Annotated in this window: 21 protein-coding genes; 9 read left to right on the forward strand and 12 right to left on the reverse strand. The window is 43.9% G+C overall.

Features of this window, described 5'->3' with window-relative positions; genetic code table 11:
- Nucleotides 1–33: 33 nt before the first annotated feature.
- The 6 genes from PQG66_RS17300 to PQG66_RS17325 are packed head-to-tail and all read left to right on the forward strand — an operon-like array spanning nucleotide 34 to nucleotide 4,745.
- Entirely contained in the window at nucleotides 34–909 is an 876-nt protein-coding gene (locus tag PQG66_RS17300; RefSeq protein WP_272038983.1) for a carbohydrate ABC transporter permease, read from the forward strand.
- A 17-nt stretch (nucleotides 910–926) separates the two neighbouring features.
- Complete coding sequence (locus PQG66_RS17305; protein ID WP_272038984.1) at nucleotides 927–1,772, forward strand: carbohydrate ABC transporter permease; 846 nt, start codon at nucleotides 927–929, stop codon at nucleotides 1,770–1,772.
- 25 nt (nucleotides 1,773–1,797) lie between these two features.
- Nucleotides 1,798–2,487 carry an N-acetylmannosamine-6-phosphate 2-epimerase gene (locus tag PQG66_RS17310; RefSeq protein WP_272038985.1) on the forward strand — a complete coding sequence of 230 codons (690 nt, stop codon included), beginning with the start codon at nucleotides 1,798–1,800 and terminating at the stop codon, nucleotides 2,485–2,487.
- A gap of 3 nt (nucleotides 2,488–2,490) precedes the next feature.
- The gene (locus PQG66_RS17315; protein WP_334220788.1) at nucleotides 2,491–3,375 is read left to right on the forward strand and encodes an ROK family protein; all 885 of its coding nucleotides are present in this window, start codon (nucleotides 2,491–2,493) and stop codon (nucleotides 3,373–3,375) included.
- 27 nt (nucleotides 3,376–3,402) lie between these two features.
- Nucleotides 3,403–4,257 carry a MurR/RpiR family transcriptional regulator gene (locus PQG66_RS17320; RefSeq protein WP_272038986.1) on the forward strand — a complete coding sequence of 285 codons (855 nt, stop codon included), beginning with the start codon at nucleotides 3,403–3,405 and terminating at the stop codon, nucleotides 4,255–4,257.
- 38 nt (nucleotides 4,258–4,295) lie between these two features.
- Nucleotides 4,296–4,745, forward strand: a complete 450-nt coding sequence (locus tag PQG66_RS17325; protein ID WP_272038987.1) for a YhcH/YjgK/YiaL family protein — start codon at nucleotides 4,296–4,298, stop codon at nucleotides 4,743–4,745.
- A gap of 243 nt (nucleotides 4,746–4,988) precedes the next feature.
- On the opposite strand, the gene PQG66_RS17330 is transcribed toward PQG66_RS17325, so the two are convergent.
- The 3 genes from PQG66_RS17330 to PQG66_RS17340 all read right to left on the reverse strand — a co-directional run bounded on the left by PQG66_RS17330 (nucleotide 4,989) and on the right by PQG66_RS17340 (nucleotide 11,348).
- Complete coding sequence (locus PQG66_RS17330; RefSeq protein ID WP_272038988.1) at nucleotides 4,989–7,013, reverse strand: methyl-accepting chemotaxis protein; 2,025 nt, start codon at nucleotides 7,011–7,013, stop codon at nucleotides 4,989–4,991.
- 545 nt (nucleotides 7,014–7,558) lie between these two features.
- Nucleotides 7,559–10,153, reverse strand: a complete 2,595-nt coding sequence (locus PQG66_RS17335) for a glycine betaine ABC transporter substrate-binding protein (protein WP_272038989.1) — start codon at nucleotides 10,151–10,153, stop codon at nucleotides 7,559–7,561.
- Nucleotides 10,119–11,348: a quaternary amine ABC transporter ATP-binding protein gene (locus PQG66_RS17340; protein ID WP_272038990.1), complete on the reverse strand. Its 1,230-nt coding sequence runs from the start codon at nucleotides 11,346–11,348 to the stop codon at nucleotides 10,119–10,121. Before PQG66_RS17340 ends, PQG66_RS17335 begins: the two co-directional genes overlap by 35 nt.
- A gap of 502 nt (nucleotides 11,349–11,850) precedes the next feature.
- Here PQG66_RS17340 and PQG66_RS17345 point away from each other — a divergent pair.
- Nucleotides 11,851–12,438, forward strand: coding sequence for a GbsR/MarR family transcriptional regulator (locus PQG66_RS17345; RefSeq protein ID WP_272038991.1), 588 nt, complete (start codon nucleotides 11,851–11,853; stop codon nucleotides 12,436–12,438).
- Between the two features lie 43 nt (nucleotides 12,439–12,481).
- Here PQG66_RS17345 and PQG66_RS17350 read toward each other — a convergent pair whose 3' ends face one another.
- From PQG66_RS17350 to PQG66_RS17370, 5 genes are all read right to left on the reverse strand, one after another.
- Complete coding sequence (locus tag PQG66_RS17350; protein ID WP_272038992.1) at nucleotides 12,482–13,828, reverse strand: helix-turn-helix domain-containing protein; 1,347 nt, start codon at nucleotides 13,826–13,828, stop codon at nucleotides 12,482–12,484.
- 182 nt (nucleotides 13,829–14,010) lie between these two features.
- Nucleotides 14,011–15,297, reverse strand: a complete 1,287-nt coding sequence (locus tag PQG66_RS17355; RefSeq protein ID WP_272038993.1) for a DUF5050 domain-containing protein — start codon at nucleotides 15,295–15,297, stop codon at nucleotides 14,011–14,013.
- A gap of 134 nt (nucleotides 15,298–15,431) precedes the next feature.
- A complete protein-coding gene (locus PQG66_RS17360) occupies nucleotides 15,432–15,608 on the reverse strand; it encodes a hypothetical protein (protein ID WP_334220792.1) in 177 nt (58 codons plus the stop codon).
- A 38-nt stretch (nucleotides 15,609–15,646) separates the two neighbouring features.
- Nucleotides 15,647–16,480 carry an ABC transporter permease gene (locus PQG66_RS17365; protein WP_272038994.1) on the reverse strand — a complete coding sequence of 278 codons (834 nt, stop codon included), beginning with the start codon at nucleotides 16,478–16,480 and terminating at the stop codon, nucleotides 15,647–15,649.
- Entirely contained in the window at nucleotides 16,473–17,375 is a 903-nt protein-coding gene (locus PQG66_RS17370; protein ID WP_272038995.1) for an ABC transporter ATP-binding protein, read from the reverse strand. Before PQG66_RS17370 ends, PQG66_RS17365 begins: the two co-directional genes overlap by 8 nt.
- Before the next feature lie 378 nt (nucleotides 17,376–17,753).
- On the opposite strand from PQG66_RS17370, the gene PQG66_RS17375 reads away from it, so the two are divergent.
- Both PQG66_RS17375 and PQG66_RS17380 read left to right on the forward strand, forming a co-directional pair.
- Nucleotides 17,754–19,589 carry an HSP90 family protein gene (locus tag PQG66_RS17375; protein ID WP_272038996.1) on the forward strand — a complete coding sequence of 612 codons (1,836 nt, stop codon included), beginning with the start codon at nucleotides 17,754–17,756 and terminating at the stop codon, nucleotides 19,587–19,589.
- Nucleotides 19,589–20,644 (forward strand): hypothetical protein, encoded by a 1,056-nt coding sequence (locus tag PQG66_RS17380; RefSeq protein ID WP_272038997.1) that lies wholly within the window; start codon nucleotides 19,589–19,591, stop codon nucleotides 20,642–20,644. The genes PQG66_RS17375 and PQG66_RS17380 overlap by 1 nt, the downstream gene beginning before the upstream one ends.
- Nucleotides 20,645–20,725: 81 nt before the next feature.
- On the opposite strand, the gene PQG66_RS17385 is transcribed toward PQG66_RS17380, so the two are convergent.
- From PQG66_RS17385 to PQG66_RS17400, 4 genes are all read right to left on the reverse strand, one after another.
- Nucleotides 20,726–22,951 carry a beta-lactamase family protein gene (locus PQG66_RS17385; protein WP_272038998.1) on the reverse strand — a complete coding sequence of 742 codons (2,226 nt, stop codon included), beginning with the start codon at nucleotides 22,949–22,951 and terminating at the stop codon, nucleotides 20,726–20,728.
- A gap of 50 nt (nucleotides 22,952–23,001) precedes the next feature.
- Nucleotides 23,002–23,793, reverse strand: coding sequence for a DUF3169 family protein (locus tag PQG66_RS17390; protein WP_272038999.1), 792 nt, complete (start codon nucleotides 23,791–23,793; stop codon nucleotides 23,002–23,004).
- On the reverse strand, nucleotides 23,777–24,004 hold the full coding sequence (locus tag PQG66_RS17395; RefSeq protein WP_442955115.1) for a helix-turn-helix transcriptional regulator: 228 nt from the start codon (nucleotides 24,002–24,004) through the stop codon (nucleotides 23,777–23,779). Before PQG66_RS17395 ends, PQG66_RS17390 begins: the two co-directional genes overlap by 17 nt.
- 187 nt (nucleotides 24,005–24,191) lie before the next feature.
- The gene (locus PQG66_RS17400; RefSeq protein ID WP_272039001.1) at nucleotides 24,192–25,496 is read right to left on the reverse strand and encodes an MFS transporter; all 1,305 of its coding nucleotides are present in this window, start codon (nucleotides 25,494–25,496) and stop codon (nucleotides 24,192–24,194) included.
- Nucleotides 25,497–25,640: the final 144 nt, after the last annotated feature.

Genomic DNA, 25,640 nt, shown 5'->3' on the forward strand with positions numbered 1-25,640 from the left:
ATTTTAAGGCTGGTAATTAGAAAGGAAAGCGATATGAAACTGCGTAATCAATCCTTCAAAGAAAGTCTAACGGGCTATTTGTTCATTTCGCCTCAAATGTTAATTTTTTTGATCTTCCTAGTCTATCCAATATTTGAAGGCATAAGGCTAAGCTTGTATCAGATCAGCTATACAAGCGAGAAGTTTGTAGGACTGAACAATTACGTGACATTATTTAATGATCCTGTATTTTTCAAAGCGCTCCTGAACACGGTTGTTTTTGTAGTGTGTATCGTTGTCCTTACGGTAGGCTTTGCGTTATTCGTTGCTTCCGCCGTGTTCGACAAAAATGACAAATATGTTTCATTCATTCGAGGAAGTTATTATATCCCTGTCATGGTATCGATGGTTGTAATGAGTATGGTGTGGAGCTTTCTATTGAATCCAGCTAACGGACTCATTTCTTACTTATCTCAGGAAGTAGGTCTGGGCACAGTCAATCTACTAGGGAAAACAACGACGGTACTGCCGGTTATCATATTCGTTACATTCGCGACAAATGTTGGACAAGCGATCATTCTCTATATTGCTGCGATGATTGGAGTGCCTAAAGATTTATTTGAAGCGGCAGAAGTGGATGGAGCTAACAGATGGCATGTCATTACTAAAATACTGATTCCATCGGTCACCTCAACGACGATCTATATTGCCATCATCAACATCATTGCTGTATTGAAAATATTTGTCGTCATCCAGCTCTTGACGGGTGGTGGACCGAACAATGCATCTGTAACACTCATGTACTACCTTTATAATAACGCTTTCAAATATAACCAGCTCGGCATAGCTTCTGCTGTTGGAGTTATTATGTTCCTGATTACGATATTGTTATCGGTACCTCAGCTCAGAGCTTTGATCAAGGATAAGTAAAGTGAGGGATAATCAGCATGTCGCAAAAAATTAAAAACAAGAAAAAGATGGAACGGTTTGATCTTGTAACCAACGTGGCCGTTACCTTTTTCGCGATAGTTAACTTGTTCCCTTTATATTGGCTATTTACGAGTTCCCTTAAGAACAGCTCGGATGTTGTCAAAATGCCGCCTGACTGGTGGCCAACATCGATCACATTTTCTAACTATGTGGATGTGTTCCAAAGTCAGCCAGCTATAAGATGGGCATTTAACAGCATCGTCGTATCAGGACTAGCTACGGTTCTCGTTATCGCTGTAGGAGCGATGGCGGCTTATGCATTCTCCAAGATTCAGTTTAAAGGTAAAAATGTTATCTTTATTATTTTTATTTCAAGCTTAATGATTCCTAAAGAAATCATGATCGTTCCATTATTCCGAATCATACAGGATTTCGGAATGGTGAACAGTTACCATGGTATGATCTGGCCGAACGTTGCTACTGCATTTGGTGTGTTCTTGCTGAAAGGGTTCTTCGATGCGACACCTAATGCCTTGAGAGAAGCGTCTAGAATCGATGGCGCGGGGGAGTGGAGAACGTTCACTCAGATTATGCTTCCGATCATTAAACCGGGTATTGGTGCTCTATTCATCCTGAACTTTGTTCAAGTGTGGAATGACTACTTGTGGCAATTAGTTATTGGACAAGACAAAAACATGAAGACCTTGATGGTAGGTACTGCGACACTGATGCAGGATCTTAACCCGAACTTCGCCTACAAAATGGCAGGGGCTACCGTTGCAGCGATTCCAATGTTGATCATCTTCTTATTATTCCAAAGATACTTTACTCAAGGGATGACTGCTGGAGCTGTCAAAGAATAACTACTAAGTTGTGGAGAGGGAACTTATGAAAATAAACAGTAATGTTCTTGAACAGATTAAGAGAAAACTCATTGTTTCTTGCCAGGCATTGCCAGACGAACCGCTGCATAGTCCGTTTATTATGGGAAGAATGGCATATGCAGCTTACTTAGGTGGAGCTTCAGGGATCCGGGCTAACAGTGTTGCGGATATCAAAGAAATTAAAACAACGGTCTCATTGCCGATCATTGGTATTATCAAAGAAGTGTATGGGGACTGTCCTGTATTTATCACACCAACGATGAAGGAAGTCGATGCACTGTGTAACGAGGGCGTAGACATTATAGCGATGGATGCGACGGATCGAGTGCGTCCAGATGGTTCGACTATTTCCGAATTGTTCCCGCGCATCAGAGCGAAGTATCCAGATCAACTGTTTATGGCAGATTGCTCTACCTACGAAGAAGCAGTCACTGCTGTTGAACTTGGGTTCGATCTCATTGGAACGACTTTAAGTGGATATACGGAAGCGACGAAGAGCAATGAATTGCCTGATTTTAAATTGGTAGAGAAGCTCACCCGTACGTTATCGGTTCCGATCATTGCAGAAGGCGGTATTTCCACCCCGGAAGAATTGGGAAAATTATTTGATCAGGGCATATATGCAGCAGTTGTGGGCTCGGCCATCACGAGACCGATGGATATCACCAGAAAATTTGCCGCAGTCGTGGAGTAGCAGATGAGCATAAAGATCTTGGCGGCTGATATCGGCGGAACGAATACGAAGATGGCCATCTGCGATGAACGGGGACATATCGAACAATTCAAGGAATATTCAACAGAGGCTCATTTGGGTGGTACACACCTTATGGAAAGACTGATATCTCAGATGGACATGTATGCTGATTTTGATGCGATTGCCATTAGTACGGCTGGGCAAGTGAATTCGGAAGAAGGGTATATTTCCTATGCCAATGAGAACATTCCGAATTATACTGGAATGAAGATCAAGGAGATCCTTGAGGAACGGTTTCACAAGCCCGTTAAAGTCGAGAACGATGTTAATGCGGCTGCGCTAGGAGAGGCCTACTTCGGCGCAGCCCAACTGTATCCAGATTTTTTATGTCTTACGTTTGGTACGGGGATCGGCGGCGCCATTATTATCAATCGTCAAGTCTACCGAGGTGCTAATGGATCAGCGGCGGAGTTTGGTCATATGTTCACCCATTCCGTGTCTGAGATGAATGGAGACATTATGAAACCCTACTACGAAACTTATGCCTCTACAACAGCGCTAGTTCGGATGGCTAAGCAAGTCGATTCGGAAGTTGTGGACGGGCGAGTTTTTTTTGGTAAAATAGAAGAGATGAACGATAAATTCACACCAATTCTGCATTCCTGGGTTAGAGAAGTTGCTACTGGATTAGCATCACTTATTCATATTTTTAACCCATCTGCTATTATTGTAGGTGGCGGAGTGATGGAGCGCCATGACTTAGTTGAATTGGTCGATAAACAAACCAAAGAATGGATTATGGCAAGCTTTGCAGATGTGAAGATTGTTAAGGCTGCCCTCGGCAATAAAGCGGGTCTACTGGGTGCAGCATCATTGTTTTTGCGCTGAACATAATGAATGAAAGGTGGTGGTGGGATGCGCACTGTCGATATTTTCACAACCATTCATTCCAAGTACAATAATCTTACCCATACGGAAGCGAAAGTAGCGGACTATATTCTGGATAATGCCAAAGAGGTTGTGTACATGTCAATTACAGACCTCGCAGATGTTTGCGGAGTAGGAGAATCCAGTATATTCAGGTTCTGCAAATCACTCCAGTATAAGGGATACCAGGATTTTAAGATTGCGCTAGCTCATAGCATTACGATTGGGAATGAAATACCGCAGCTAACAGATAAGGTTCTGATGAATGACACAACACATGAAGTGGCATCCAAAGTACTTTCATCTAACATCAGTGCATTGAATGAAACATTTAAATTAATTGATTATGACAAAATGGATCAAACGATTGACTACTTTCTCCAGGCAGACCGGATCATATTTTTTGGAGTAGGATCTTCATTAATGACGGCCATGGAAGCTAAGATCAAGTTTATGCGAATTATGAATAAAACAGAATGTACCATTGACTCCCATCTGCAGATGATGTCCGCAGCATTGATGACGGAACGGGATGTCGCCGTTATTATCTCGTATTCGGGTTCAACCAAGGATACGATTGAAATCGCGAAGAAGGCAAAAGAACGCGGGGCAACCGTCATATCGATTACTAGATTCGTGAAGTCCCCACTCACTTCCTATTCGGATCTAACATTGCTCTGTGGTGCGAACGAAGGTCCACTTCAAGGGGGATCACTATCTGCGAAGATTTCACAGCTGTATTTGCTGGATGTTCTATACGTCGAGTATTTCAAGAGAACGTATACGGAATCTATAACGAATAAGGAACAGACAGCCGGATCCGTTACTTCTAAACTTCTATAAACATAACATTGGAGGGATCACTCTTGATTCTAGGTTCGATGTCATCATGGGAAGCACAGCGTAAATACGAACATAAAGTGATTGTGTCAGCGATGACAGAACTTCATAAAGTACTAGAAGGGAGTCCTCCTCTAGGCCGCACGGACATTAAGGGGGATCAGATGTATGTAACGATCATGGAATTCGATGCTAAATCTTCGGAAGATCATCTAGCTGAGAGACATGAGTCTTATATCGATCTCCAATACTTAATTGAGGGCGAGGAGACCATCGGTTATTCGTCGCTAAGCAGTGATGTTAAACTGGCTAAACCGTATGACGGTGAACAGGATTATGCGCTGTATACTCCTGCCGAAGATGAAATATTGCTTCATCTTAAGCCTGGCATGTTTGCGGTATTCTTCCCTAACGATATCCACAGACCGGGCATGGGACAGTCAGGCATAATTAAGAAGGCAGTTGTCAAGATTCATGTTAGCTTGCTCTAAGGGACAGAATTGAAATGGTTGATATATAAGATAGCAGTCTGACGTTGGTACTCTACCTGCGTCAGTTTTTTTATGTCAATTTATTGATGAAAAAATACACCCCCTAGAATTCAATGGATAAACTAGACGTTTAATCCTTTGTCCATTCTAAGGGGTGTGGTGCATAATCGTTTTATTCGCACACGACTCTTTTTATCCTATATTCAAGAAAAACGCTGTAATTGGCTCTTTTCGAAGCAAATTTTATATATTAAACTTTGTAACTAACTTCTGAAGATTCTCTGCCATATCAGCAAGTTCTTGAGCAGTATGTGCAATTTCATGAATTGAGGCCAACTGTTCTTCAACCGCCGCTGAAGTTGTTTGTGCTCCTTCTGCATTAACTTCCGAAAACTTCGCAAGCTCTTGAACCGAAGCGGACACTTCCTCCGTTCCTGCTGACATCTGCTCAGATACAGCAGAGATACTCTGGATCTGTTCTATAATACGGGCCGTTGAATGTTCGATGGTAGCGAACAGGGAGGCTGCCTCATTACTGATGCGCAATCCTTCTCCAACCTGAGTACTTACGTTACCATTCATTGTCGTATTCGATTGTTGAATCAGCTCATCCATCTTCGTAATCGTCTCCCCGATATCTTGAGCAGTACGCTTGGATTGTTCGGATAGTTTGCTTACCTCTCCAGCAACGACAGCGAAGCCGCGGCCATGTTCCCCAGCTCTGGCAGCCTCAATGGCAGCATTAAGGGCTAACAGATTAGTCTGATTGGCGATATCCGTGATGGCTTCATTCATTTTTCTAGTTTCAATAGAGAGATTCGCCAAGTCTTCAATCATAGCTGTAGATTCGCTTACAGCCTCAAGAATGCGATTCATTTGTTCACTAACGTTTTCGATAGATACTCTACCCTTAGTCACATCTTGCTCTGTTTGGATAGCGGAATCTACAATTGTATTCGCAGCTTCTGCTATAGAGCCAACGCCTTTGGCCATTTCTTCTACAGATATAGCCGTTTGGTTGGAAGTTTCCGCTCCATTAATAGCATTATCTGCACTTTCTTGTATAATTTCAGCTACATGCTGAACCGATTGAACAGTCTGATCTGTACTTTCTCTGATGGTTGAGGAAGAGGATGCCAGCTTCGTAGAGGTCTGGCTAAGTTCTTTAACCACGGAGTAGAGTGATAATGTCATTTCATTAAAGTCTTCAGCAAGAGCTTTGAATTCATCATCTTTTTTGAGCTCTACCTTATTGGTGAAGTCCCCATTCCTTACGCTTCTCGTTCCCTGCTTTAATTTTCTGATAGGAATAAGGAATGCGCGGATGGCAATCGTTATCAATGCAGCAGTTAACAAGAAAGCAATACTAACGACTAACAGGGTTGTTTTAAATATTGGCTTGGCCGCTACAGTATAATCTGCTGTACCAATCATGGCTGCAATGGTCCAGCCTGTCATCGGTTCTTTTGTCGTATATAATTCCAATTCATTACCTTCGAGCTCAAAATGATATTTGTTGATATGAGCATATTTCTCTTTTTTCTCATCAGGAATACTCACATCACTACTTGGATCAAAGACTCCTCCAGGTACAAAGAAATTAATATCAAATACATACCCGGCACCCGCAACAATAGTATTATTCTCATCCGTTACAGTCATAGTACCGTTATCGCCGATTTGGGCGAGTTTTACTGCTTCTGCTAACATATTTTGGTTAATAGTGAAATTTAACACACCCTGGCCATCGTTGAGGGTATGTGAAAAGTTGTATTCGAATTGTCCCGTTAAAGATTCCTCAGCAGTCTCAGATGAAAAGGCAGTTTGTCCAGATTTATTCAATCCAGCTACATACCATTTGGCTTCAGTTGGTTTATATTCGCTGGATTCGCTCTGAGGGTAGGTGACGTATTCTCCCTTACTATTTACAAGATGAACTCTAGTAACCTCTGGGAAGTTGCTTAGTACCCGCTCCAGTTGTTGCTGCGTTGCAGCAGAAGTTATGCTCTTGGAATCTAATTCAGAAGCTAACAATTCAAGGTTATGAACTATTGGGGTCGTATGCAGGTTTATCATACTCGTTACAGTTGCTACATTGGAATAGATGCCGTTCTTAATTTTGAGCTCGATCTCTTGTTTAGCGCTCTCATAAGAGAAATAACCAATTAATACGCTGGGAATGATGAGGACAGCTAAAAATGCTGCCGTTAAACGAGTGCTCATTAATTTTAAATGTTTTTTAATGAAAATCAATAATTTAGAAATCATAGTATGTTCCCCCTTTTTTTGTGTGCACGGATATCGCCTTGTTCATTTGATAGTCATCTCCCATATAATATATACCAATATATTATATATCGACATTTTTCGATGTTTTTTTACCCTGTTCGACATTATGACATATTTTAAAAAAAGTCATGTACTGGTTGAATTAGGGCAGAATTCACATATCAACATAGATAGTGCTGTTTTTTTCTACATTCAATGCTCATTTAATATTAGGTAATAGATGATTTTTTTACCGAGAGAGAAATAGATTGCTTCATGAGGGTCTACTTTTTGAATGATAATCTGATGCGGAATATTTTGTTGCAATTTGTCGATTTGAGGTTTTTGAAGATGCTATGGGTAAATTACATACAACAAAAGAAACGAGGAAGGCATGCGCAGTCAAGTGCACAGTCTCCTCGTTTCTTTGTTTGGATCATCAAAACCCCGCTTCTCCTTAAGTAAGGAGAAGCGGGGTTTTTGAAAGAAATAGTTAACAGGTGAAGACGTAACTAATCTGATGATTTTGGATAAGATGCTCTGGTTTAATTATCTTTCAAATCTGTGATGGATTTAACATCCATGTAAGCTGGAACCACAAGGCCGGTTTTAACACCGGTCATATTGGCGCCAAGGTCATCCAGCTGATCTTTATATTTAGCCCAGTAATCAGCATGTGTCAATGGCAGCCATGCAGCTGGGGAAGCATCGACGTCGCCTGTTGCAACGCCCGTCCACATTGGTCCTGCTTCCACTTGCAAGGCATTAACTTTGTAGCCAAGTTTGTTTTCCATCACATATTTCAACAAGTGAGTACTTGCAATCTCCGAGTCCCAAGCGACATAACCTAGACGGAATGTGTCACCATTGACCTTTTTCAAACCTTTGGTCCATTCATCAATCTGATCCGCATGTTTCTCGGCATATTCTTTAGCTGCTTCCTCAGGACTTATACCGTTTTGGATAGCGATCATCATCTCGCCCATTTCGTCGGAAGTCCACTCGAAGCGAGACAGGAACTCATAAGCAATTGGGTGATCATCCTTTAGACCCTTACGGGCGATAGTGTGAATCTCTTCTGCATCGCCATATACCTTATCAGGGTCTTCCAGATATTTCAGGTCATATTGATTGAACATCCAGTGAGGTGTCCAGCCTGTAATGATAATTGGTTCTTCATTTTTGTATGCTTTGTCCAGCGTAGCCGTCATGGCTGCACCGGACCCCTCAATCAAATTCCAGTTCGTAAGGCCGTAAGTTTCAATGGCACTGGCCGTTGATTTCATGATACCTGCACCTGGGTCGATGCCAATGATCTGATGGTTCACTTCATCTCCGATCTTGGCATTAGCCGCAGGTTGAGAGGAGGAAGAAGTCGCTTCTTTACCCAGATCTTCGATGGAGTTAACGTTCATGTAACTAGGAACTACCAGACCTGTACGAACACCGGTCATGTTGGCTCCAAGATCATCGACCTGATCTTTGTAACGTTCCCAGTAGTCAGCATGTGTCAATGGCAGCCATGCAGCTGGAGAAGCATCAACGTCACCAGATGCAACGCCCGTCCACATCGGTCCAGCTTCTACTTGGAGAGCATTAACTTTGTAACCAAGTTCGTTCTCCATTACATATTTCAGTAGATTGGTGCTGGCAATCTCGGAGTCCCAAGCTACATAGCTCAGTTTGAACGCATCACCATTTACTGGAGTTAATCCTTTTGTCCATTCATCGATCTGTTCCTTATGCTTCTCGGCATAATCTTTGGCGGCCTGTTCAGGGGATGTACCATCCTGAATGGCAATCATCATTTCGCCCATCTCATCGGAAGTCCATTTGAAACGAGACAGGAATTCATAAGCGACAGGATGATCTTCCTTCAAACCTTTGCGAGTAATCGTATGGATCTCTTCGGCATCACCGAACGATTTTTTTGGATCATCCAAATATTTAAGATCATACTTGTTGAACATCCAGTGAGGAGTCCAACCCGTAATAATAATAGGATCGTTGTTTTTAATTGCTTTATCCAGTGTCGCAGTCATGGCTGCGCCAGAACCTTCAATCAGATTCCAGTCAGATAACTTATAGTCTTCAATGGCCTTGGCTGTAGATTTCATAATACCGGCACCTGGATCGATACCAATAATTTGATAATTCACTTCTTCACCTACACCATTAGCTGCTCCGTTGTTGCCACCAGCTGATGTTGAAGCGCCGCCTGTGAAGTATTGTGAGAATCCGGCAACCAGTACAACCAATGTTGCGGCTGCAGTAATCCATGCTTTTTGTTTCGTGGAGACACGAGACGTTTTTTTGCGTCCTGGCATAAATAGATTTTGTGTGAAACGGTCGAGCACAATCGCAAGCACAACTACGGCAAGACCAGCTTCAAATCCTTTACCAATCTGTAGCTGTGTTACAGCACGGTATACTTCCGCACCGATACCTTGTGCACCAATCATGGACGCAATAACAACCATGGAAAGGGACAGCATGATCGTCTGGTTAATACCGGACATCACGGTAGGCAATGCGAGTGGAAGCTGTACTTTAAACAACTTCTGCATGGAAGTCGAACCGAATGCATCGGCAGCTTCGACTAATTCGCCAGATACCTGCTTGATCCCGAGGTGCGTCAGTCGAATCGTTGGTGGAATAGCGAAGATAACCGATGCAATGACACCCGGAACAACGCCCAGACTGAAGAACGTAACAGCTGGCAGCAGATATACGAACGCTGGCATTGTCTGCATAAAGTCAAGCAGTGGAGTGATAATCCGTGCTGCTGTTTTGCTGTATGCAAGCCAGATCCCTATAGGTACACCCAGCAAAATGGAGATCAGTCCTGACGTTATAACGAGACCGAGCGTGTCCATGGATTGGGACCAGTAGCCCAGGTTATCTACGAGCAGGAATCCAATAACCGTAAACAAGGTGAGTGGTAGTCTACCTACCAAGAATGCGAGTGCACCCAATATAGCAATAAACAGGAGGGGGTGAGGCAACATAAACAGCCCGGAGAAGAATCCGACCACTTCCTGAATCACTACAGAAATTACTTTAAACAATCCGGAGAGCGAGGAGCTCATCCAGTCAACGATGGATTCAATCCACGATGCTAGTGGTATTTTGGGAATCATTCAGAGCTTCCTCCTTTTCTGCAACTTCACCGCTTAGCGCACCCAGCAGGGCACCGCGAACGATAACACCTTGCAGACGGCCAGCCTCGCCTACAACGGCAAGTGGCACATGGGCTGAACTTACGATTTCAAACAATTCATGAATCAGGGTTTCAGGCGACACTGTCGGCCCATCCGTAATCAGAATGTCGTTTAATGGTTTATTTTCGCGCATTGCACGAGTTGCGTCTTCTGCTGTAATGACACCTAATAGCTTTTTCGAACGGTCAATAACAAATAGGTTCGAAATGCCTCGTTCACGCATCAATTCGAGAGCAACACGAGGACCACGATCAAGTGTAATTGTTTCTGGCCGACGCATAACGTGTGATGCAGTGAGGACCTTGGACAAGTCCACATCTTCGACGAAGCGGGCCACGTAGGAGTTTGCAGGTTGAATCATAATTTCTTCTGGTGTACCAATCTGCACAACGGCTCCGTCCTTCATGAGAGCAATACGATCGCCTATGCGCAGCGCTTCGTCCAAGTCATGGGTAATGAAAATAATGGTCTTTTTCATTTTATCTTGAAGCTCGATCAACTCATCTTGCATATCACGACGAATTAATGGGTCAAGCGCACTGAAGGCTTCGTCCATGAGCAGAACTTCAGGATCATTGGCAAGTGCACGAGCGAGGCCGACACGTTGTTGCATCCCGCCGCTAAGCTCATCAGGCATTTTATCTTCCCAGCCTTTGAGGCCAACCAGTTCAAGGGAAGCTTTGGCCTTCTCACGACGGACTTCCTTATCTACCTTTTGAATTTCCAAACCATATTCCACATTATCAAGAACAGTTCGGTGTGGAAACAATGCAAATTTTTGAAACACCATGCTGATTGTTTTCCGGCGAACTTCGCGTAATTGTTCTTTGTTCATTTTTCGTAAATCTTTTCCATGAACCAGAATCTCTCCAGATGTTGGTTCAATCAAACGATTAAACATCCGAACTAGTGTGGATTTACCACTTCCGGACAGGCCCATAATGACGAAAATTTCGCCTTCTTTAATTTCCATGTTGACCCGGTTGACCCCAACCGTTATCTGTTTTTCTTTGGCCAACTTCTCTTTTCCCCAACCTTGCTCGAGTAATTGTAAACCTTGCTCGATTTGGGGCCCAAATAGTTTACTTACGTTTTTCACTTCAAGTATGGTCATGTTTTCACCCCTTCTGATGTGTTGTGCACTTCGAACGGCTTTTAGCAGCCACAAGCCCATACACTTGTGCGCCCAGCCACGAAATCCGGTAATATGTGCTTCGCTTCCCGTCTTTCTGGGTAACGGTTTGTATTCTAACAATAGTTAACCAGTATATCAACTGAATAAACAGTACATAATGTTTGTACAGTAAAAACTGTACAGAGTTTTGCTCTCATATCCTCTGTTTAACTCCTTATTTTGGCTATCTAGGGTTCTTTACTTTTATAAATGCTTTTCCTACAATAGAAAACGAGCTGAATTAAAGCTTGATTATTTGGTTAAAAGATCATCGTAGGCGAAATGAAGCATGGTAAAGTTCCCAATATAAGTAATTGGGTGCGAGTGTTTCCTAGGATATAGGATATAGGATATCCAGTTGCATGCTTTCTCATGTAATATGAACTTTAACGTGCTGATTTTTTTTCCTAAGACTGGAATGTTCAGAATGGAGGTTGCAAGCATGAGCTTGGACCATTTGCAAGAGGATCAGCAGGCTACCGTACTGAAGATCCGTAAACGCATTATTGAAGCCATTGGACGGAATATGGATCTATACGGCGTTACGTTGTCTACGGGACATTTATATGGTTTGCTATTTTTCGCAGACAAACCGATGACCCTTGATGATATGGGCCGGGAAATGGAAATGAGCAAAACAAGTATGAGTACCGGAGTGCGAACACTGCTAGATCTGAAAATGGTAAATAAGGTGTGGAACAAGGGCTCCAGGAAAGACCTATACGAAGTGGAGTACGATTGGCATCAGACATTTACGGATTATTTCGTTATTAAATGGAGAAAAGCGGTGGAGAGTAACCTTCAAATTCTTCGCAAATCCGTTGACGAGATGAACCGGTTAATGGAGCAACTTGATGAACATGCCGATGCTGACCTACTGAGCGTGTTACACGAGGACAAGCGCAAGGCTTTGCAAGCCGAAGCATATTACAAATGGCTCGATCGATTGATTGATACAATGGAAAATGAAGAAATCTACAAACTGGTTCCTAAAGAAGAGATTAAAAAAACAATGGAAGAACAATTATAAGACTAATACAAAGGACCCTTCCGAGAGGAAGGGTCCCTTTGCATTATTGTCCGACTACTTTCCAATTTGTATGTTTCCTATAGTTTGGGGAATGTGCTGCAATTGGAATTCTCATCATTGTGCTAATAGTTTGTGGTGTGACTTGCTGATTGTGTATTTGTTCTGACCCATCCATACTGTTATGCTCAGGTTCTATTGCAGGAGAGGTTGCAGTTTCCCAACAATGAAAGAGAAGCTCCTTTACATGCTGTCGTGCTAGTGTCTCACGACCAATGAGTTCTGCCAGATGGAGATGGATTGTCTTCCAATCGTGGATCACTTCGACAATTATAGTAGGGGCTATCCTCTTCAAATCATCATAATAAGGTTTGCAGGAACTGTCTCCAATAATAAGATCAGGTTTGGACCGGCGTAGTTGATCTAATATTTTGGTTAAGGAGTGTTTTTGTTCCGATGTATCTGTCTTCGGATGGAGTTCCAAATCAAGGGATTTCACAGGTTGTAATCCCAAGGCAAGCAGGTGTTCATGCAAAATATGGGATATTGTCGCTACACGCAAATCATGTTTCTTCATATATATACTTGGTGCGATCCCAAGAACTTGTTTGAATTTACGACTAAAATAATATTCATTGCTATACCCTACGGTTTCTGCAACCTCTTTAAGAACACAATTCCCCTTGGCCAGTAATTTCTTGGATTCTTCGATTCGCATGCGGTTCAAATACTCGGTAGGGGACATGCCTTTTGCTTTTTTGAAACTGCGTGAATATGAGCTTGGCGTCAGTCCTGCAATTTTAGCCAAGTGATCCATGCTAATGCTCTCATTCATGAAACGTCGCATATACATAATACTTCGCTCCAGCGCAGGATCGACCTTTTCTAGATTGGCTTCAAGCCGATGCTCTGACAAGAATTGCAGGAGTTCTTGCAACTGACTATGTATACTGGTAAAGGGCTCCGATGGCTCACCTCGATAAGAGTCATATAATCTGGTCACCCGTACTGCTGCCTGCTGTTTATGCCGGATTCGGATTTTACCAGACGGCCAGTTTAGAGGTAGAACAGGGGAGGCTTCTGCTTTCCAATGGCCGCGTATTCGCTGCACACACATATTTTCCATACTCAAAACTAAAAATTGAGTGGATTCTGAGTTCGACAATGCGTCGACAGTCACGCCGGGGTTGATTAAAAACAGTTCTCCACTTTTTGCTTCATACACGATGTCGTCCAGAGCTACCAGACCTTCACCTTGTAAAATAAGACAAAGTAAGGGCCGGTTTACCCTCATGCCATCTATACGGAAGTTTCTCCCGCGACGTACAAGACACATGGAAGAGAGCAGCGGTAGAGAAGAGGTTTCGGTGCAAAAAGGGAACAATTCATTCATACGGGACCATCCTTTGTCTTATTTTTACTAATGATAACAATTATCATTCTCAAATGGAAGATGTTTTTTGCAAAAATCGATATTAATCAAAGAAAACACAAAAAGGATAAAGATCGGTACAAAGGCACCATCTTTATCCTTGTCGGACTGAAAATGTTCATACATTTGGAAGGGACAATCCCCTAATTCGAAGTGATGAGAAGAATGTTGTCCAGGAAAAAATCACTTAAAGCTTTTTGCCCTGTCCCATTTGCTTTTGAATAATAGAGGCGGAATTGATCTTTGGCATGGATATAGAAAATTCCCGGAACGTCATCACGTAGATGGAATGTGTCCCATTCTTCTCCGGCTATTTTACTTACTTTGAGAGAGGTATTGACAGCATATAGACCATTATTGCCGGAAATGTATGCAATCTCAGGTTTAGCATTCATCATTTGATTAATAACGTAAGTAACATTGCTCAGGTTGAGATTAGTCGTTTTACTCACCTTACTGGAAGTGACCGTTTTTGCGTAAGCTTTTTTGTCCACATCGAGGATCACGACCTTGTCTGATCCCAACGAACTAACATCTCGCACACTTTTGGAGTGAAGCTGGAACGTTTTGCCCGATGTCGTTAGTGCATAAGCTTTTCCCGTACTATAGTTATAATCTTTATTACTATCCAGTTTAATTCCTTTGTTGTATACATACAGATTGTTACTCCAACCCCCGGAATATACAGAGTTTACATCCAGTTTGGTTTTTGCATTTACGGGAGTACCTTTACCTGTATTGTAATTGACTTTGTACATAACGATCGCGTTAGTTGAATATATACGCTCATTGGGATTAGTGTTGACCATGAGTTGCAATTCATTTTTACCAAAGTTTGCAAAAAAACGACTCTCCACAGCCCCTTGCACTAAGTTCCGTACTGCCCCTGTACCATTGGATGCTTTGGAGGCAACCCAAGTTTTCCCGTTTACGAGTGTATTATAGTATACACGTCCTTTAGTCACGAACAACAGCGGATGATTAGGATCTGCTTTGTCCGCTATTTTGGTGCTAGACGAGGCGTCTTGGTTACCATTGACCCGATAAATGCTTCCCTTGGAATTCAAGTAATAGAGGAATCCGTTATCTGTGTAATAATTGATCACATCTGAAGCAAATGTTTCGGCTGTCTCGCTGGAACCGTCATTGGAAATTCGAAGCAGTGTTGTCGAGGTTGGAGACGGTGTGTAATAGAGATACGAACCTGCCGCAACTAAGTCTTCGCCTTCAAAATCAAATAATACCTCTGTAGGGTTACTGCCATCACCGGACACTTTGTACAGAACACCATCGGAGTCGTAATACACTGTCGATTGGCTCAGTGAATGTGCCTTTGCATTGGTTCCTCCACTTAATACCCCTGCACCCATCAAAGCCATAACCAGCATTGCGCAGAGGGTACGCTGCAAATACATGGACCATTTCTTCATTGGTTCATCGTCACCCTTCTTCATTTATGTATGTATTACTTCACTATCCTTGATTATATCGGTAAACAATGGAAGAAAAGTTATATAGAAGAGTGTGCAATTTAGATGGAAAGCCCGTGTTAGAGGATACCTATTTAATGAAATTCAATTTCATGGTCGATGACCGTAATGATAGGGAGAAGCTTATATTCTAAGGCCAGTTTTAGTTGAAAGTCTGGGTACCGTTGGGTACCCAGCTTTTTGCATAAACGTACAATGGTTGAAGCACTTGTATAAGTGAGCTTAGCCAGTTCATGAGCAGGGGAATAAATACGGCTTCAGGCTGATTCAATATAAATTCACAACCACATCAAATTTGACTTTCCGCAAGTTGCTGGCGACGATTCCAGATCGTCACGAGACGAAGGAGAACCCAGCTTATGAGCAAAAGGACAGCTCCTGTGCCAAAGAGCATCCATGGCCCAATCAATAACATACCGGTCGCCTGACCGGCGATCAATGCAAGCAGAGGGAGAACAACGAGCCCGCCAAGCTGGTAAGCTTCCTGAAATCCTCGTACTTTGGCCGAGATCAGCACATTGAGCAGAATAACAGCTAAACTGCATGTCGGAACAACCCAGACGATCAGAATAATCCAGTTCAGATTCGGGAACATCAGCTTACCAAACATCGGATACATCAGAATATTAGCAATAACGCCATACAAAATAAAAGTGACCCAAGATAAGAACAGTGAAGGGATAAGAGCAGCTAGCACTTTACCTTTAAATAGGGTGCTCATGGACATGGGTGTGAATAACAATCCCTCAAGTGTCTTACGCTCCTTTTCCCCGGCGAAACTATTGGCGGTAAGTATGCTGGAAGCCATCACTGGTATGATGAGAAACAATGGCGCAAACATGTATAAAGCCAAATAATACACAATTCGGTGATTTTCTGAGGTCATGGAAGCAAGGGAGGGCATTAGCCCGTCCTGGATCAGCCTATTCATCGTTTCAAGAATGACATTGATGTTACTGATCGAATGCAGATTCATTCTGGACGCCGCCCATAACAGAGCAGAAGGTACGATGATGCCAATAATTAACGGTACGATTAGCATGGGCAGCCATAGTTGGATGCTGGATGTGACAGAACGGATATCTTTACGAATAAGTGCTCGTATGGCTTGACGATTATTCATGTGCATTAGCCTCCCTAATGGCAAAATAGATGCTTTCCAGATCATTGCCTTCAATCCGCGCCTGATAGACCTGACCACGTTCAGTAAGCTGGCGGAGCAGTAAAGGAATATCTTCACGAGAGTTCAACTGGAACGTAGCACGCTGCTCTACAACAGTCTCAGGCGAATAAATCCCAGTGTTCCAACCATTCGGCATATCTGCTTCGACTTCTAGCCTTGGCGCCGATTGATAACGCCCAATGATTTCTTGTTCGGTTCCCTTTTCAACGATTCGTCCGTTTTCCATGAAAATATAATGGTCACAGACTGCCGATAGTTGAGTCAGCACGTGGGAGGAGATGAGAATCGTCATGTTCTGTTCCCTGTTTAGCTGACGAATAATACGAAGAACCATCTGAATTCCATCCGGATCGAGACCGTTAGTAGGTTCATCAAGGAATAGAATAGAAGGGCGGTGGAGCAGGACGCGCGCAAGGCCCAAGCGTTTTTTCATGCCTGTACTGTACGTGCCGACTTTGCGATGTTGGTATGTCTGGATCTCAAGCAGTTCCACAAGTTCGTCAATACGTTCATGGGGACGTTTCAGCCCAAAAGCATCTGCGAAAAAAAGTAAATTATCCCGCCCACTCATATTTTCGTACAAGCCGCTTTGTTCGGTTAGTGTACCGCACATGGCTAGTATCTTTTCTGTCTCGGATGAAGTGTCTATGCCTTGAATGGTAACTTGTCCGCTATTCGCACCCAGTACTCCATTCATGATACGGATGAGGGTGGTTTTACCTGAGCCATTTGGCCCGATGAGTCCGGTAACGCTGCCTTCTGGAATAGTAAAACTGACATCCTGTAAGGCTTGCTGTGTGTCGAAATGTTTTGTGATATGACGTACTTCAATCATGAATGATCACCGTCCGTTTCTAAGTTTGATGATTATACGTCTAGCTAGGTCTAATCGTTCAATGTAAGACTAAAGAAATATATTTTTACTCCAATAGTCCTGAATTGCAGATGCGTAATTTCCCAAAAAAAATATCTAAATCGGTTCTCAGGTTTGTTTTTTTGACAGGCTGTACAAGGTATCCTTGAAAAGAAGAATGTTCTAACCGTTTCATTGTGATGGAGAAGTGAGTAATAGAATACAGGCTTCAATCTGTTATACGGTTAATTGTTACATTTTTTACATAATGAGTTCGTCTAACACATCAGCATATTCAGTGTGACTGTATTTTAAGCCGCCCGGATGGTTGTGTTTGGACCCAAAGGAAGGGTGAAGTTGATGAGTACTCCTAACGAATATCGCTTTCAGGTGAACCTGAGCGGTATGATCCAGATTTTATCGAATCATCTGTACAGCAGCCCTAAAGTCTTCCTGCGTGAGCTTATGCAGAATGCTACAGATGCAATCACTGCACGTAAGGAAGTAGAGCCAGGATATCAGGGAGAAGCACGTATTGAGCTGACAGGAACCGGCGATCAATTGACGATGATGGTGGAGGACAATGGGGTCGGCCTGACCGAAGCAGACATCCATGAATTCCTGGCGATGATTGGACAATCTTCAAAGCGGGGACAGCAGGCGCTGCTGGATGGTGAGTCATCATTTATCGGACGATTCGGAATTGGTCTACTCAGTTGTTTTATGGTGAGTCATGAAATCGTCATGCTTACACAATCGGTCAAAGGCGGCCCGTCGATGGAGTGGCGCGGTAAGCCGGATGGTACATATACGATCAGACAGCTAGACACGCAGTTATCTCCAGGAACCAAAGTATACTTGCGTTGTACACCCGATGCTGCCCACTATTTTGAAGCGGAGTATGTAAAAGAAGCGTTATTTTACTATGGTGCGCTACTGCCTTATCCGCTCATGCTGATTCATGATGGGGTCCAGACCGTGATCAATAATGATTCTCCAATCTGGATTACACGCCCGGAGCTTGCCCGCTCTTGTCGTGCAGAAGTCCTTGCCTTTGGTGAGCGTCTGCTGGGAGAGAGGTTCCAGGATTTCATCCCGCTGACAACAGCTTCCGGTCGCACCGGAGGCATCGCTTATGTGTTACCACACGCGGTGAATCTGAATGCGAAGCGTTCCCACCGGGTTTATTTGAAGCGGATGCTGATCTCGGAGAAAGCCGAGAATATTTTGCCGGAGTGGGCGTTCTTTGTGAAATGTCTGATCTGGACGGATGAGCTGCAACCGACAGCTTCAAGGGAACACTTTTATGAAAATGAAAAGCTGGAAGAAGTGCGCTCCGAGCTCGGAGACGCCTTGCGTATGGGACTGGCGGAGATGGCTGAACAGCAGACAGAACGGTTGCAGAAGCTGATTCGTCTGCACGCCCTCTCCATGAAGGCGCTGGCTGTTCAGGATCAGGAGTTCTACGGAATGATTCACCGCTGGCTTCCGTTCGAGACCACAAGAGGGCATCGAGAGCTGGGCGAGCTGATTGATGAAGGTGATACGCTGTATTACACGGGATCGATTGATGAGTATCGTCAGATTCACCATGTGGCTTCCGCACAATCCATGCTGGTCGTCAACGGAGGTTACATCTACGATAAAGAGCTGATGGCGACGCTGCCGGTCATTCTGAATGACGTGCAAACGGAGCGGATTCAGCCAGATGAAGTGTCGATGACGTTCACAGATGTTGCTCCGGCTGAGCGTAACCAGTACTATGACGCATTACGTCTGGCAGATTCGGCGTTACAACGTTTTCGCTGCCGGGCAGAGGTGAAAGGGTTCAAGCCAGCGGACTTACCCGTGTTGTTCACCCTTTCGCAAGAGTCCTCAACGCTACGTGCGCTGGAGAAAGCAAGCGAAGAGAGCACAGACTTGTTCTCATCTGTTCTAGGTTCGTTGTCAACAGGCATGAATTCGGCAGGGTACTCCACCCTTTACCTGAATGTGAATAATCCCATCATTAAACGGGTGTTAACATCACCAGACAACCAGATGACACCGATTGCGATCGAAATGTTGTATGTTAACGCATTAATGATGGGGCATTACGCCATGAACAAGCAGGAACTTGAGGTGCTGAACCAGGGGATTGTACGATTTATTGATTGGGGTTTACGCGCAAATACGAATCATGAGGGAGATGCCTGATGAAGACAGAGATGGATTTTGAAGATTTAATGGAAGAAGCTTATGGCCTGCCGAATGGTGCAGCGAAGCTCGGTCTGTTGGAGGAGGCTGCACGGGTAGCCGATGTTAATGGCATGGTCGAAGAGGCGTACGAAGCACGCTCAGAGATTGTAGATGTAGCCACTTTCTGTGGATATCCGATGAAAGCTTTGATCGCTTTTTCCTGGCAGCTTGGCAAGTTCGATCAGCAACCCGATATGTATGATGAAGAGACACTTTTGTGGTCATACAAATGGATTCTAGGCAAGATGCCTGATTTTCCAGAAATCTCACGCGAGAAGATCATGGAGCTGCTGGAGGATTTCGGAGCACGCTTCAAGTCCTATGGGTATAGTGAGCGTTCGTATTGGTATTACCGTTTCCGCCTCTTTATGGATTTTGGAGAGCTGGAGGAGGCTGGACGAAGCTATGACAAGTTCAGAACGTTAGACCGCGACTTTATGAGTGACTGCGAGGCGTGTGAGCAGGATGAGATTATGCGTTATTTTATTTTAAAAGGAGACGACGAGAAGGTGTTGGAAGTGGCGAAGCCTATTCTCAAAGGGAAAATGGGCTGTGCGGAAATCCCACATCTGACCTACTCCGAAGTTCTGATGCCGCTGTATCGTCTGGGACGGACGGAGGAAGCCGATAAATATCAGGTCAAGGGGTACCGTTTGATCAAGGGTGAGAATGATTTCGTGCAAAGTTTTGCTGAGCAGCTTGAATATCTCACACTAACCAATCCGGCCAAAGGAATTGATATCCTCGAAGAAACACTGGTGCTCGCAGCCGATCATGAAGATGCCTATGCCAAAATGATGTATTATGCGAAGGCAGCTTCGTTATTGCAGCGTTGGACGGAAGAGAAAGAATCTGAAGGGTATCGCCTGCGTCTTCCAGCTTCCTTCCCCTATGAAGGAGACCCTGGAGACCTGCTCAAACTCGCAGCGTATTTTGAAGATCATGCCCGTACCGTTGCAGCGAAGTTCGATGAGCGCAACGGAAATCATCATGTATCCTCGTTAATCGCATAACCAAAAGGCTTGTTCGTAAAGGGTAAGGTCCCTTTCGAACAAGCCTATTTTAATGTTTGCTTTATTCCTTAGGTAGCTTGTTTATTGAACGGAAGCTGCGGAAGGCACACTCTCTGTTACCGGACTTGATGAAGTCTCTGGATTATTCTCCGAAGTCCCGGCTTCCTCACCTGCTTCTTTCGTTGATGATGGCTGTGGTTGTTCTGACTGCTGTGCGGCCATCAATTCAGCAACGATGCGATCCGTGGGCTGAGTGATTAATGCATACATCATAGCAGCTTGTTCCTGACGAATCAGAGGTTTACGGGAGAGGAAATCGGCAGAACCGTCCTCGCGGACGCCTACCTCAGGTCCGTAGATGCCCAGCTTCACCATCATTTGCACTGCAGGTACAGCCCATTCATCCGTGTGACCAGCAAGCGGAACATTTTTGAACAGTTCACTTGGATATTGCAGTTGGAAAACTCTCCAGATCATCACCGCTGCCTCTTGACGAAGGATGGCTTGATCTGGTTTGAACTGTGTTTGGTCTGTACCTGTGATCATACCCATTTCATAACCAAGCTGGATATATCCAGCTGCGGCATGGCTGGCCCAGTCGGTGTTAGCAGGTGGAGTTGTTTTGCTAGGCTTGAGCCCGCTAAGCTTTAGAATATTCTCGATGAATTCAGCCCGGGTTACAGCCGCTTTCGGTTGAAAAGATTCGCTCGCATTATTTTCTAAATATCCAAGGGATTGCAAGCTATGGATTGCTTGAGCATAAGGACTGTTCTTCGGAACATCTCGGAATCCTTCGGCCATTTCCCCCTTTTTGGCATAACCGTATGGATTAAGATAAGGCTCTTTCATATAGGTGGTTCCATCTTCATATTCCTTGAAGGCCGTAAACTGCCCGGTGAGTTCGTCCTTGAACAAACGATCTTCCAGTTGAATCAGCTTGCGCTCACCCAAAAATGCATCACTAATGCTAATACGCCCGGAAGTTTCACCACTAGCTTGCAGCTTACTGATGATGGTACGGATACGAAGGTCAGCATACAATCCGTCAAAACGCTGCAATTCTTCGGCAGATTGCGGCGTGTACTCCTGAAATTGAACCGGCTCAGCATATTGCGGGAAAAACTGTTGAATAAAAGCGGAGTAGAGCAAATTACGAAGAGCTCCATTCTGGTTATACGTTAAGAATACGCCTGTGTTCTGTTCAGGAATAAAAAATAGATAAGAGCTGTAACCAGACAGGTCGCCACCTTTGGTAATCACCTTGGAACTGCTTCCGGCTCCAGGAAGTTGAAATGGAGCCTCGAATCCGTAAGTTGCATCCGGTAGCAACGGATGCATGGAAGAACGGTACTGCTCCATGCTTCTCACGGTTGCAGGTTTCATAATCTGTTGGTTATCCTTTGTACCGTCATTTAAGAAAGCAATCATGAATTTTCCGATGTCTTCTGCCGTAGACAACATACCGCCTTGAGGCAGCGGTGTTGGATCAATCATGTATAGATCAACGGCCTTGTTGGCTGCATCATAACCGGTTGCGAGCTGCTTCTTGAATTTTTCATTCAGCATAAAGCTACTGTGGTTCATGCCCAGGGGCTTGAAGATATGCTCCTGCATGTAAGATTCAAACGGCTCGCCGCTGACATTCTCGACGATCATACCAAGTAGCAAAAATGAAAAGTTATCGTACATGTAAGCACTGCCGGGTTTCCGCACAACAGGAGGCATATGCTCCTTGGCGTAATCCTGCATGGTTATGTACTTGTCAGGGTCTGTATGGATATCATCCGGCTGTGGGTCACGAATCTCGAATCCGGTAGTATGAGTGAGTAGATTTTCCACGGTTACAGGGGTATCAAAAGGATTATCGAATTCCAAACCTTTTACATACGTTTGAAAATCGGCTTGCAGGTCAACCTTACCTTGCTCCACAAGCTGCATGACCGCAGCGGCTGTAAAGGTTTTGGAGACCGAGGCGACACGAAATGCGGTGTTCTTCGGATCGACAGGTGTTTTTTTGTCCAGATCGGCGTAGCCGTATCCTTTTTCAGCGAGGACTTGACCATCCTTTACAATGACAACAGAAGCACCGACATAATGTGGTTTGGTTTGAGTCGATGCGAAGAAGTCATCCAGGAAAGCGTTGACTGACTCTGCATTCAGTGTTACCGGTTGCTTGGTATCTTCAGCGGGTGGAGTAGTTTCAGCCTGTACCTGGGGGGCCCAGAGGCTTAGAGAAAGAGCAAGAGCCATACAAACGCTAGTCAGGACTGTCCAATTGAACCGGGTGTTTCGTTTGAACAAATTCACGTAATCACTCCTTTGGTCAATTTTTTCAAAAACAGATCGTTCACTGAGTATTACTGTTTCTGGGCGCGGTAGGTTTCACGAAAGTAGACTCCGATGTTAATCAGCCAGATGACCGTAAGCAGTACGATCGGGAACGCAGCAAAACGATAAAGTACAGAATAAACTACTAACGAAGCCATTCCGATGCCAAGTAGGAGATTCATCATTTGAAACGAACGATAGGCTGCACGATATACAATCCATTTCTCGCCTTCATCCAGTTTCTCGAAGTGATCTTTTTTCGTGTTCAACGAGTCTAGATCCAAGGCACGATCAGGGAAGTAACGGTTGTAGCGTTTGATGGTGAGATATTGCAGCGTAACGACCAAAATGATAGAAATGCATGCTGCAACAAGATTGCCGATGATAAAGTAGTCTGGGGAATGTGACAGGTGGTTGCTTGATTCATATAAAGCCATAGCCAAGGCAATCCAGGCAAAAGCAGTTATTACACCAAAGCTGCTGAGCATCATAGCGTGTCCGAGAGACCGTTCAGCAGGAGTAATCAATGAATGATTCTGATCCGGATCCAGATCGAGGTCATCTGCCTCATCTACCTCGGGACGAACGGACGGCGTAAGAGCCAGACTAATGCTGTTCCAGATGGTTGTTACGAGCACGATAAGAGCAATAAGGGCAAACAACAGGTCGTAATCATAATAAATGGATAGCGTCCAGTTCAGATCAGAAGGCATTTTTTGAAATAAAGACGAGGTCATAAAACCGATGACAGCTCCACAGGCCGCATAGATCGGTAGACGCATTTTTTTCTTCTTGGACGGGGAATTAACGGTCTGATTCATTTTCCTTTCCACCTTTCAACTCAAATATATTTTCAACCGGTTCATTAAACACATGGGCTATTTTTAGTGCGAGAACGATCGAGGGGGAATAATCTCCACGTTCAATCAGAGCAATCGTTTGCCTAGATGCACTGATGAGTTTCGCAAGCTCTGCCTGGGATAATCGATCCCTCGCCCGTAATTCCCGAACATGATTGTGTAATTCTTCCACGTACTCACCTCCATGCATGGATTGTATATGATAATCGACATAATGTAAACTATAATATACAAAATGTTAATTATCATTTACGTTCAGTTGCTTTATTTTATTTCACAACAAGGAAAAAAGAGCCTAGAAAGGCTCTTCAACCAAATGATATATGCAGTCACTTGATATATGCAGTTCCGTTTTCGACTTAAGAAGCATCTACATAGGAAAAATTTTGTTGTCGCCCATCTTCTGCTCGAAGAGATATTCGAAAAAAATATAATGCTGCCAGCCCCATGGTCACGTACAAACCTGCCATCATGTATGAAGGGAGGAACGTGCCAACTGTCAGTCCGAGGCTGCCCAGTAAAGCAGCAAGATGATAACTGAGTCCATCAGCAGCCATATAAGCAGCGCGATTCGAATCTGGAATAATGCCAGCAAGAATGACCTGCCGCACAGGAGCATACATGAGTTCTCCGACGGTCAATATTCCAGCAGAAGCGATAAGCAACCACGCCCAGTTACTAAACGCCAAAGTGGCAAAGCCTGCTGTATAGAGCAACAACCCTACGGTAATGATTGTTCTGGATTGCAAATGGCTCATCCATTTGGCAAAGGGTATCGCGATTAAGGCCACCAGCACCGTGTTAATCATTAGGATTGCGCTGAACATGTGAACCCCTGATACCTGAAAGCCTAGCAACTCTGCGGTAAACTCATTTTTTAATCGCACAGCAATATATTTATCGAGCTGAAGTTCAAGTGAGATGGCAAGGACGGTTGCTGTAAAAAACACCATGAAACGATGGTCCTGAAGAATGGTTTTGTAAGTATCTATAACGTTTTTTAGATTGGATTTTCTCGCCTTTTTGGAGGTGTTGGCTAATGCTGTTCGTCTGGTCTCTTTCGGTAGATCGGTTGACAGATGTTGTTGACTATCCATGGTTTCATGAATAAAAAAGATTAGAATCAACAAGGTTGCGATACTTTCGACACATACGAGGCTAAACAGTAGAAAACGAAATGGTTCAAACAAAAGCCCACCCAGTAAAGCTCCGAATGTTATGGCTACATTGGTTGTCCAGTACTGCAATCCATAGACGTATTGACGTTCCTTATCACTGCTTACATCAATAATCATCGCACTTGCAATGGGAACAGTAATTCCCGAACTGATGCTGCTAAGCAGAAACATGAAGCAGGTCAGAGGGATAGAATTCATCCATGGTGAATTGGCTGCTGCCAAACAGATCAATGCGAATACCTGCAGACTTTGGGCGAGCACCATTAGTTTTTTGCGTCCAATTCGATCAGACCAGTATCCAGCTCCGAGTCCCGCAAACATGGAAGCCAGAATATTAACGGTCAGAAATACTCCGGCCCATCCGGCACCAATTTGTGTGCTAAGATAGATGGCCATAAAGGGAAGGATGGTCTTTTGTGTCAAGTCAGTAAAAAAATCAGTACAAATTCGAATCTTAATATTAGGGTGCAGATCAGAAAATTTCATAGGTGCTTCTTCGTCCTTCCAAGTGATCTAATGGTTGTTACCGAGTATAATGGAAGAAAACCTGAAGAAAAACTGTATACATATCTGAGAATGTTTCGTATTTTATGCAGATTGGCAAAAAGGGCTTTTTAGGAGAGAAGGGCG

The sequence above is a fragment of the Paenibacillus sp. JJ-100 genome (assembly GCF_948329825.1).
Classification (GTDB): domain Bacteria; phylum Bacillota; class Bacilli; order Paenibacillales; family Paenibacillaceae; genus Paenibacillus.

Excerpts from the sequence above, each read along its gene's own strand:
- PQG66_RS17345 (WP_272038991.1), top strand. The coding sequence starts at position 11,851 with ATGAGCTTGGACCATTTGCAAGAGGATCAGCAGGCTACCGTACTGAAG.
- PQG66_RS17300 (WP_272038983.1), top strand. The coding sequence starts at position 34 with ATGAAACTGCGTAATCAATCCTTCAAAGAAAGTCTAACGGGCTATTTG.
- PQG66_RS17355 (WP_272038993.1), bottom strand. The coding sequence starts at position 15,297 with ATGAAGAAATGGTCCATGTATTTGCAGCGTACCCTCTGCGCAATGCTG.
- PQG66_RS17315 (WP_334220788.1), top strand. The coding sequence starts at position 2,491 with ATGAGCATAAAGATCTTGGCGGCTGATATCGGCGGAACGAATACGAAG.
- PQG66_RS17350 (WP_272038992.1), bottom strand. The coding sequence starts at position 13,828 with ATGAATGAATTGTTCCCTTTTTGCACCGAAACCTCTTCTCTACCGCTG.
- PQG66_RS17370 (WP_272038995.1), bottom strand. The coding sequence starts at position 17,375 with ATGATTGAAGTACGTCATATCACAAAACATTTCGACACACAGCAAGCC.
- PQG66_RS17400 (WP_272039001.1), bottom strand. The coding sequence starts at position 25,496 with ATGAAATTTTCTGATCTGCACCCTAATATTAAGATTCGAATTTGTACT.
- PQG66_RS17305 (WP_272038984.1), top strand. The coding sequence starts at position 927 with ATGTCGCAAAAAATTAAAAACAAGAAAAAGATGGAACGGTTTGATCTT.
- PQG66_RS17340 (WP_272038990.1), bottom strand. The coding sequence starts at position 11,348 with ATGACCATACTTGAAGTGAAAAACGTAAGTAAACTATTTGGGCCCCAA.
- PQG66_RS17330 (WP_272038988.1), bottom strand. The coding sequence starts at position 7,013 with ATGATTTCTAAATTATTGATTTTCATTAAAAAACATTTAAAATTAATG.
- PQG66_RS17310 (WP_272038985.1), top strand. The coding sequence starts at position 1,798 with ATGAAAATAAACAGTAATGTTCTTGAACAGATTAAGAGAAAACTCATT.
- PQG66_RS17375 (WP_272038996.1), top strand. The coding sequence starts at position 17,754 with ATGAGTACTCCTAACGAATATCGCTTTCAGGTGAACCTGAGCGGTATG.
- PQG66_RS17320 (WP_272038986.1), top strand. The coding sequence starts at position 3,403 with ATGCGCACTGTCGATATTTTCACAACCATTCATTCCAAGTACAATAAT.
- PQG66_RS17365 (WP_272038994.1), bottom strand. The coding sequence starts at position 16,480 with ATGAATAATCGTCAAGCCATACGAGCACTTATTCGTAAAGATATCCGT.
- PQG66_RS17390 (WP_272038999.1), bottom strand. The coding sequence starts at position 23,793 with ATGAATCAGACCGTTAATTCCCCGTCCAAGAAGAAAAAAATGCGTCTA.
- PQG66_RS17380 (WP_272038997.1), top strand. The coding sequence starts at position 19,589 with ATGAAGACAGAGATGGATTTTGAAGATTTAATGGAAGAAGCTTATGGC.
- PQG66_RS17335 (WP_272038989.1), bottom strand. The coding sequence starts at position 10,153 with ATGATTCCCAAAATACCACTAGCATCGTGGATTGAATCCATCGTTGAC.
- PQG66_RS17325 (WP_272038987.1), top strand. The coding sequence starts at position 4,296 with ATGTCATCATGGGAAGCACAGCGTAAATACGAACATAAAGTGATTGTG.